This window comes from Spartinivicinus poritis, assembly GCF_028858535.1.
GTDB lineage: Bacteria > Pseudomonadota > Gammaproteobacteria > Pseudomonadales > Zooshikellaceae > Spartinivicinus > Spartinivicinus poritis.
The window spans coordinates 1-9,976 of record NZ_JAPMOU010000087.1 but is presented as its reverse complement, the minus strand read 5'-3'; the positions used below and the strand labels follow the sequence as shown (position 1 = coordinate 9,976).

Below are 9,976 nucleotides of genomic sequence, written 5' to 3'. Positions count from 1 at the left end.
AGTAAAAATCAAAGCCAAATATAAAATCACTACTGACAGTAAACACGAACAGCCTATTGCTGATAATATTCTTGATAGGCAGTTTAACGTGAGTGCTGCAAATAAGGTCTGGACGACAGATATCACCTATGTTTGGACCAACCAAGGATGGCTATATTTAGCTATCGTAGTTGACCTATATTCTCGGCAAATTATTGGCTGGTCTGTACAAGACCATATGCGTACACAGTTGTGTTTGGATGCATTGACTATGGCATGGCAACGCAGGCTGCCAGCACATGGAATCATCCATCACTCAGATAGAGGTAGCCAGTATGCTAGTGAAGAGTATCGTAACCAACTTAAGCGCTACAATATGACCCAAAGTATGAGCAGAAAAGGCAATTGCTGGGATAACTCTCCTACAGAAAGAGTATTTCGAACACTTAAATCAGAGTGGTTACACCGCTTCCGCTTTCAAACGAAGCATGAAGCACGCCAAGCTATCTGGGACTACATTACATACTATAATAGCGAACGTAAACATTCAGCTTTAAACTATCAAACACCGATGGAGTTTGAGAGAGCTCATCAATTGAAAAAAGCCTCTTAAAAAATTGTTGGGTTTTACTGGACCACTACACCACCTTCTGTCGTTTGAAAACCTACAACTAGTAGATGGATATAGTACGAAACGGCAATGCTAAAGTTGATACCTCCAGCCATTAAGCAAAAATTTTCTGTTACTAGCTAGGTCGTAGTTAGCATGTGACTCCAGCAGAGTGAAATTTCTGGGGGAATGGGCTCAAAACCTCTATTAAAGCCTATTTACTAACTAAAAGACTAGAGTATTTGACTATAAGCTCACGGAAAAACCACACAGTAAGTGGAATAAAGTGCAAGTACGAGCTTATGTTGCTTTCCTGGCAGGTGGTGAGCTTCGTGGTCCTTAGTGTGAAATTATGATAAGTTTTTTATAAGCTAAAAAATCGCTGGATTATTTTTTTCTTTCCAAGAAAACCAAGCGACATCGGCACCTGGCCGGGTTTTATAAAGCACGGAATTTTTTTACCTACTCTTTTTATTTCACCTAGGAATTTCCTCCTGCAGCCTAGTACTCTCGGTGGTTTGAATTAAGCGACCTCTTGGGAATAAAAACAACATGATATTTACAATCCCATCGAGTATGAGACAAACTCTTGTACTCTCTCATAGGTTATTCCTGCTTACGTTTTGTCGAGCTCAGAAGGTACCTTTACCCCTGTAACGGTAAAACCTATTTGAGTCCCCCAGCTTAGTTAATTAATTTTCTCTGTTTAAATTTATGTGCGATTGCCCTAGAGATCACTCCCTCCTAATATTCCTTAGTATAAGGCATTACTGCTCCATATTCACCTTTTTACGCCTTTAGCTACTCATTCATTCACAATTTTTAGTAAAAAAAACACAACTTGTGTAATTACTATCATAACTAATTTGGCAAACACCCAACTGAATGATAAATAAGTAAATATAAGGATTATTATAAATAAAAGTGACCATTAACCAAGCCATAAACAGGGACAAACAAAAATTATGCGGCCATTTAAATGCACTGCGTTATATCCAACTATTTTAGCTTTATTTTCATTTGATGTTTATGCAGGTGAAAATTTAACTAATCACAGCAAATTAAATGTACTACTTCGCAACGTTTACTTTAACCGAGATGGTCGTGATCAGGATGAATATGATAATAGAGAGTGGGTTCAAGGTTTGCAAGTCAACTTCAACTCAGACTACTTTGCAGACATAATTGGATTCGATGCTTCCTATTATAGTGCTTGGGAGCTAGACTCCAATGGTAGTAATTTCACGCACTTACCTGTAGATAAGAGTAGTAAATATACCGAGGACAGCATCACTCTTTACGGTGAAACTAATGACATAAGTCTACTTGGTCAGGCTTATGTCAAACTAAAATTTGGTGATGACCATTTAAACTTTAACTTAAAACACGGTCGAATGCGGCACGATAATAACTTGATTCAAGGCTCAAACTCTCGCGCCATACCAAGTTCTGTATACGGTACAACAGCAAACATTAATATCCATGACCTAACACTATATGGCACCTATCTTACCCAAGGATCTTGGCGAAACATGGGACATTTTGAACACTTTAAAGCTGGTAATAAAGATATTAACTACATTCAAAACTATGGGCTTGCTTATGAGCTTGATAATGGTCTTGGCTTTGAATATGACATAGGAGAGTCTAATAGCTATTTAAAAGGACAGCAGTATAAAGTCTACTATTCCCTCAACTTAACTGAAAGCACTCAACTCTATCTAGAGGGAATTCATCATCAAGTCAACGAAAATGGCCATGTGTTTGTTACAATACAAAGCAACATAGGCACAACCAATGCTGATGGCTATAAAGCAAAGAACACTTCTTTCCAAAGTCGACTAACTATTGATCAGCTCACCTTAAAAGCAGCCTATCAATTTACAAAAGATGGTGACTTCCTATACGACTGGGATGCAAACAGCGGCTATGGGGGTTATAATTCCGTCATTCCCTTCTGGTCAGACTATGCATATAAAGACGAAAAAGCCACATTAATTGGCTTTGAATATAATTTTGCTAAAGTAGGCATACCGGGTCTATCTCTTGATGCGAGCTATAGAAAAGGATTTGGCCTCGATAGAAATAATAATGGCATAAAATTAGTTCATCGCGCAGCAAATGAGTGGGGTAGAGCTATGACCACTGTTTATGAATTTCAATCACCCCCCTTAGCAGGACTCAAGTTTAAATGGGTTAACTTTACCCATAGATCCTCAAGAAGCCTAGGTAACGAAGACATAGATGGAAACCAAGTCTACTTAGACTATACTTTTAGTATTTTTTAGCCTAGATGAACAGGCTTCCAGCAGTTAATAATTGACACGATGGGATTAGATCGATTTGCTCCAGGCGTGCTAACTTTTTGCACTACTCTACTCAAAGACACGACGAGCTGGTATTTGTCTTTAATCACAGTAATATCGACTAAAAAATATCAGATATAGTTTTATTCTCAGTGACAGCACAGCAAGGGTGTGAAATGCCATATTTTTTCAACTTAGTATGAATAGTTTTATAGTCCACCTGAAGTAACCTGGCTGCTTTGGCTTTATTTCCCTGAGTCAACTCCAATACTTCTGTTAAGACTTTACGTTCAACAGACTCCGTATTTTTTCTTATAATATCCTTTAAAGAAAAATCCTCATATTGACCAGAAAGACTAATTATCTCTACCTCCCCCTTTTTACTATTTAAAGAGTGTAACTGAATATGTTCCTCAGTAATTACTTCATCAGATAATAATATTGCGCGACGCACTGCCATTCTCAATTGCCGAACATTTCCAGGCCAACTATAGTTCTTTAATAAGTTCTCCGCACCTTTGGAAAACCCTGATACTGTTTTATTAGTATCTTTATTAGACTCTATTCTAAAGTTTTCAGCTAAATATAAAATATCTTTCGAACGCCCTCTTAAAGCGGGTAAATAAATAGAAAACTCATTAAGTCGATAGTACAAATCTTCTCTAAATGTACCTTCAGCAACGGCTCTACTTAAATCCTGATTGGAAGCAACCAATAGCCTCACATCTACAGGCAGTCTTTTGTTCCCTCCTAAAGGCAAAATAGTTTTCTCTTGTAATACACAAAGAAGCTTCATTTGAAATGCCAACGACATATTGCCAATCTCATCTAAAAACAACGTCCCCTGCTGGGCTAATTTAAACTGACCTGCTTTGTATCTATTGGCCCCAGTAAATGCACCTTTTTCATAGCCAAATAATTCACTTTCTAGTAAAGTTTCAGGAATAGCTCCACAATCCATGACCACAAACGGCTGTTTCGCTCGTGGGCTTGCCTCATGGATCACTTTAGCTAGTAAGCTTTTTCCTGTTCCTGTTTCTCCTTGCAATACCACAGTAAAGTCAGTATGAGCAACACGACGAACATCAGCAGCTAAATGTGAAATAGTTTGGCTAGGCCCCATCCTTTTATGTAACTCTGACTCTACCTGAAGCCCTCCTTCCAACGGACAGCCCAGCCTACAAACTTGCAATGCACACCGAATAGCTCGAATAACATGCTCATGCCTAAAAGGCTTAACAATATAATCTATTGCTCCAGCCTTCATTACTGCTACTGCATCAGCAACACCCGCATAACCAGTCATCATAATAACAGGAAGATCGGGTTTTTCGTAAAGCACCTGCTTAAGTAGTTCAATGCCTGACATATTGGGTATTTGTACATCGACAAGCACTGCATCCAGCCAATTATGCTGAATAAAATTTAATGCTGTATGTCCATCATAAACTTCTACAGTCTCATATCCATGCGCTCCTAGTAAAACACTCAACATTTGGCATATTTCATGGTCATCATCTACTAATAGCACTTTACCTACCGACACAAGGTTAACCCCACTTTTAATAGTTATTCCCTATTATACATATATCAAGGAGAACCGAACCACCCTGATGTATTTTACCCTCCAAAGCTAATATGGTCCAACTAGCTATAAATCATTACTCTAACAATACATTGATGCTAATGCTTTTATCTCTTGGTAACTTAACGTTTGATAAATAAGTTGTGTATTACAAGCTAAATCAAGGAATATTTTCATTTCTGTGCTATTAAGTTTAGCAATTAGTTTTCTTTTTAGTTGATATCTTTCTTTATCCACAGAATGAAGTATAACGTTTGCATACACAGAAGAGCTTAAATTACCAACCGCATCCTGGGTACATTGCTGATATACCACCTTAATTAACTCCACTATTCGTTGCTGGTGGCTATAAATAGAGTCTAGCTCTTGAATATAAGCATTATACAACCTAACTCCTTCTTCAGGTGACTCTGCAATAACACCAGGGATAGATCGATTATCAAAGGTAAGCACATATTTTTCTTTTACTGTACTCCATTCATAATCATTAACTGTTGCTTCCCGCCTCCTCAAGGGTATAACAGTCATAATAGCTCCTTATATAACTAAACTAAAATAAAACACCAAATCTATTAAGCACTCTAGCAGTTAGACTTCCGGCCAATCCCTGTACACTCACTGTGTATAAGGATAATATGGCTGCTTGCATTTATCGTAAAATAACGTTATTACTATAAACAGTAACTAATTAGTTACTAGATGATTCATGGCATTGTACGAGGCCCTTTTTAAGGGCCTTTTTTAAAATCACCAAGACTACCCCTAATAAACAACTCAACAAGTCTTGGCTAAAATATACCCTTCACGAATGATTTATAGGCTCATGAGACCTCGTCATTCGATGGCCGCACCTAAAAAACATTCATATTAGTTATAGTTTTAACTTTCAATAAGAGTTAAATACTCAACGCTTGCTTTTAGCCACTAAGTAAATTGAATCCGCGACATAAAATCATCTTATCTATTAGTTTTAACTCATATCCAGCAATTTTAACTCTATCATGTAAAATCTCCAGCATAATAGAGAGTGAACAGTATTCGCCTAAAACTCAACAAAATAACTTATTAATTACCACTGACTGTGTATTTATTTTATGATGACTTTAAAGTCACAATATTACCTAATGAGTTCTGGTGTTCTAGTTTAGATACTGCATTTTGCGTAGACTCAACTACACTAGTTTGCAAGTCGAATGTACACAATTTGTGTAAAAGGATGGCTATTCAAAATGTGACTCAAAAAACATCTGCGTTTAATTAATAAAGATTCTACCATGTAGACCTTGCTTTTTATCACCTACCTCTAGCTGCAGCATAAAACAGTAAACTATAATATAAATAACACTCCCACTTCGATAAACAAATGGAAATACAAATGACAAAAACAGTATTAACTGATTAATATCATGCATAAAAATAATTATTTTATATAACTTTACTCAAAAAACTATAATTAGCATTAATTTTTATAAGGAGTTACGTTATGAAAAAAAGAATTATTTATAATCTACCTTTTTTATACTGCAAAGATGTATCTTGGCCAGGACTAATAAAAAAAATGATGGCTATATAAAATTCAAAACTATAAGAATAGCAGAACAAGGAGTCATTATAAGTACAATGACTCACCTGAAACTTAATAGTGAAGCTTTAATTATGATTAGTTGTTCTAATGATGACATAAAACATACGCGGATTCAACTAATAAGTGCAACTCAACAACATCGAGGATGAGAGGGGCTATCTGCTATACTAGGCCGCTTCTCTTTTCCGCCAAGATTGGAGTTGCTAATGGCCGAGACTTACAAGCAGATAACCCTAGAAGAACGATATCAAATTTCAGCTTATTTGGCAGCAGGTTTTAGCCGCTCAGCCATCGCTGAACAACTAGGACGCAGTAAAAGTAGTATTTCCAGAGAGATAAATCGTAACAAAGGCTTACGAGGTTATCGCCCCAAACAAGCCCATGAAAAAGCAATGGAACGCCGTCAGATGGCTTTTAAAGCAGTTAAAATGACACCAGAGCTTATCCATTTAATTGAAACAAAAATTCGCGAAGAGTGGAGCCCGGAGCAAGTATCAGGTTGGCTATTGGATGAGCATAATCTACAGTTGAGCCATGAGAGGATTTATCTGCATATATGGGACAAGAAGGCACAGGGTGGAGATCTGTTGAGACGTCAAGGTAAAAAATACACCAAACGTTGCCATAGTAAAAATAGTCGAGGCCAAATCAAAAACCGGACAAGTATTGATGAAAGACCAGCAATAGTGGATGCTAAAACCCGTGTGGGTGACTGGGAAATTGACACCGTGATCGGTAAAGGGCATCAGGGGGTATTGGTTACTCTTGTTGAAAGAAAAACACTTTACACACTAGTTGCTCAAGTAGAAAGTAAGCAAGCAACTGTTGTAACAAAAGCGGCAATTGACCTGTTAATGCCATTTAAAGAACGTGTACATACGATAACAGCAGATAATGGAAAAGAGTTTGCGTTCCATGAAGAAATAGCTAAACAGCTACAGACCAAAGTGTATTTTGCTCATCCTTACCACTCATGGGAGCGGGGTGTAAACGAGAATACTAACGGTTTACTAAGGCAATATTTTCCGAAGAATACTAATTTAAAAAATATTACCCAAGAACAAATTGACGCGGTGGTTTATAAGTTTAACAGTAGCCCCCGTAAAACACTTGGATATAAAACACCTGAAGAGATGATGAACCGATCTCTTGCCAGGACATCGCATCAGTAGGGAATTTAAAAGGCGGAGTTGCACTTATTAGTTGAATCCGCCATATGATTTATGCCAAAGCCAAAATAGATCAAATATTATTCAGATCGACTGATGTAATGATAACAATGACATTTTGTGAAATATCAAACAAGTGTTTGCAGTTTATCAATGAGTTTGTACATGATAGACTATAAATCCTCTATACAATAAGCAATCTATAGCTTCATGCTTTTGTTAAAATTTTAGTAAATATCGATACAAATAAGCTATTACATGAAAAATAATACCTAATAATGAACTTAACCATACAAGACGCACATCGGGAAGATCATAAGTTATGAAAACCTCTTGGTATAAACTAGAGCTCAATACGCTAATCCACTCACCAAAGTTAAAATAGTGGAATAATTCAATCGCAAATATTGAGGCGCTTAGCAAAATATTGAAATTTGCTAGCGAAATGAGTAAAAACCAAACCCCTTTAATTATCCACAAATATAAGTCACCCTTGCAATCAACAAATACTACCTTTAAATTTTTGACCTATAGTTAGTGAGTATAACAGCTATCTTATGTAAAGCCCCCCTAACAACTGACTACAACCTATGTTTAAAGTCATTATTCAAAAGGGTTGACAACAGCAAAGACTAAACTAACTTTTATACAAAATATCAGCTAACAGCAATGCTATAACAACAAAAAGTGTGTAACTTTCTACTAAGTAAATTTAATTTTATTTTGTTGTTCACTCTCCTCCCTTGGCTACATACTTTTGGAGAAAAAACACACGTTACCATTCATGTAGATGATAGCTATAAGCCTTATTCTTACGAGCATAAAAAGCAAGCTGAAGGTGTCTATATTGAAGTACTAAAAGCTGTTTTCAACAACATGATTGACTTTAAGGTAACTATGGTGCCTATTGCCTGGCAACGGGGCAAACAAATCATGGCAAAAGGTAAGGGATTTGGCCTAGCACCAGTATTTTTCCATGGCCACGACTGGCCCTACTTATACCCTTATTCACTACATTTTTATGAAGAGAAAATATTACCCGTCTGTCAGGAGCACATAAGACCTAAAGATAGAAAAGTATGGCCAAATAACTATGTTGGCTTACGTATTAATAATGTCGTTGGGTTTGATGGCTGGGGAGGGGAAAAATTTAGGCAGTTCATAGAAAAAGGAAAAATTAAGTATGGAGAAGTAAGAGGCATCGAAAATATTATTCTAATGACGGGCCTAGGTCGAGCTGACTGCTTTTTGGCAGAAGAGTCTTCCTTTGACGCTGTTTATTCTAGTTTAGTTAAATCTAGGCAGTTTGATATCGGCATTCGATATAGTAGCCTAGTAAAAGGTCCTGTTATCGGCCTAGACCCTGTCTATATCGGCTACTCTCAAATAGCTATTGAGCAAGGCAAATACCCTTTTCATAAAAAATTTATGAAAAATTTTGATATTGAGCTATATAAACTAAAAAAAAGTGGATCTGTTGCCAATATTATGAGGAAAGCATTTATTGAACATTAACCTATATTATATAAAGTGCTTTTACTCAGTCCAAAAAGGACATAAGTTCTCATTCAACTAGTGCGCGGAGTAGTATGCCATGAAGTTAATAAAAACACTTTTTTTCGTCATTGTTACTTTTGCATCTAGCTTACATGCTGGAAAGCTCATGATCAACACAGAAGAGTATGCACCACTAAGTTTTACAGATAAAAATGGTAAGATCAAAGGCATCGCAACCGAGCAAGTGGAGTTGATCTTAAAGCGAGCAAATATTGACTATGATATGAAGGTCTACCCCTGGGCTAGGGCTTACAAAAATGCTGAAACAGAAGCCAACCACTGCGTATTCACCACCTCAAACACCCCCCAACGTGCCAACCTCTTCAAATGGGTGGAGCCACTATCACTCAACAAGTCAATTTTAGTCAAAGTTAAAGGCTCTAGCCTCAGCGTGACCACCTTAGAAGAGGCTAAACAATATAAAATAGGTATTCAAAATCAAGATGTTGGTGGTGACTTTTTAAAAAAAGCAGGTTTTCCTAAGCTAAGTGCTGCAGGCGATGTTAATAAATCACTAAAAAAACTAAAGTCCAAACGTGTTGATATGGTGGCAATGGCAGAGTCACGTTATCATGCAATGGTTGACGGTGGTGAATCTATCGAAAAAGTGATTGATATCTTTGCTCTAAAAATGGGACTAGCCTGCAATAAATTAGTATCAGATGAAACAATTGCTTCCTTACAAAAAGAGCTTGATAAAATAATTAGTGATGGAACTCAACAAAAAATAACAAACAGCTATAAATAATCAACTTGCAATCTTCCAGATGCAATTTATAACACAATTTGTGTATATAAGTAGTGAGTAAAAATTATGTGATAATCCAAATACTATACTTGATAGTGAGGCTATAAACTTAGTCTTCTAAATTGATACTTAACTTATGCTTAAAAAGTTAATAAAGGACAGTTAGTATGGCTAAACCAAAACCAAAACCAACACCAACACCAACACCTATCTCATAATATTCTACAGATTTAACATCTTCCCCACCCTAAAGAGGGTGGCTTTTTATATCAATAACTTCGGAATCGAGTGAATAGCTTGTTCATCCAGGGATGCAATTTCCATTAATTCAGTTTGTGCCGGCTCAGCATATTCAGAGTAATACCAATCCTGTTTATTAGCTTGTTAAAACAGCCCAGCCCCTGGAGCACAAGCTTTTAATGTTATTTTTCTTATTC

7 protein-coding genes and 1 pseudogene are annotated in these 9,976 nt (G+C 36.7%); 5 read left to right on the top strand and 3 right to left on the bottom strand.

Annotated elements, in window-relative coordinates; genetic code table 11:
• On the top strand, positions 1–592 hold a 592-nt coding region (locus ORQ98_RS27900; protein WP_274692113.1), incomplete at its 5' end, for an IS3 family transposase.
• A 528-nt stretch (positions 593–1,120) separates the two neighbouring features.
• Here the strand turns inward: ORQ98_RS27900 and ORQ98_RS29745 are convergent.
• Positions 1,121–1,192, bottom strand: a pseudogene (locus ORQ98_RS29745) (IS200/IS605 family transposase); the annotation flags it as partial.
• A gap of 362 nt (positions 1,193–1,554) precedes the next feature.
• Here ORQ98_RS29745 and ORQ98_RS27890 point away from each other — a divergent pair.
• Positions 1,555–2,877 carry an OprD family outer membrane porin gene (locus tag ORQ98_RS27890; RefSeq protein ID WP_274692112.1) on the top strand — a complete coding sequence of 441 codons (1,323 nt, stop codon included), beginning with the start codon at positions 1,555–1,557 and terminating at the stop codon, positions 2,875–2,877.
• Between the two features lie 139 nt (positions 2,878–3,016).
• Here ORQ98_RS27890 and ORQ98_RS27885 read toward each other — a convergent pair whose 3' ends face one another.
• Together ORQ98_RS27885 and ORQ98_RS27880 are read right to left on the bottom strand one after the other, a co-directional pair.
• On the bottom strand, positions 3,017–4,441 hold the full coding sequence (locus tag ORQ98_RS27885; protein ID WP_274692111.1) for a sigma-54-dependent transcriptional regulator: 1,425 nt from the start codon (positions 4,439–4,441) through the stop codon (positions 3,017–3,019).
• A gap of 120 nt (positions 4,442–4,561) precedes the next feature.
• Positions 4,562–5,008: a hypothetical protein gene (locus tag ORQ98_RS27880; RefSeq protein WP_274692110.1), complete on the bottom strand. Its 447-nt coding sequence runs from the start codon at positions 5,006–5,008 to the stop codon at positions 4,562–4,564.
• A gap of 1,263 nt (positions 5,009–6,271) precedes the next feature.
• On the opposite strand from ORQ98_RS27880, the gene ORQ98_RS27875 reads away from it, so the two are divergent.
• The 3 genes from ORQ98_RS27875 to ORQ98_RS27865 all read left to right on the top strand — a co-directional run bounded on the left by ORQ98_RS27875 (position 6,272) and on the right by ORQ98_RS27865 (position 9,539).
• Entirely contained in the window at positions 6,272–7,237 is a 966-nt protein-coding gene (locus ORQ98_RS27875; RefSeq protein ID WP_274692109.1) for an IS30 family transposase, read from the top strand.
• Between the two features lie 720 nt (positions 7,238–7,957).
• Entirely contained in the window at positions 7,958–8,749 is a 792-nt protein-coding gene (locus ORQ98_RS27870; protein ID WP_274692108.1) for a type 2 periplasmic-binding domain-containing protein, read from the top strand.
• Positions 8,750–8,828: 79 nt separating this feature from the next.
• Positions 8,829–9,539 carry a substrate-binding periplasmic protein gene (locus tag ORQ98_RS27865; protein ID WP_274692107.1) on the top strand — a complete coding sequence of 237 codons (711 nt, stop codon included), beginning with the start codon at positions 8,829–8,831 and terminating at the stop codon, positions 9,537–9,539.
• The last annotated feature ends 437 nt before the right edge of the window (positions 9,540–9,976 follow it).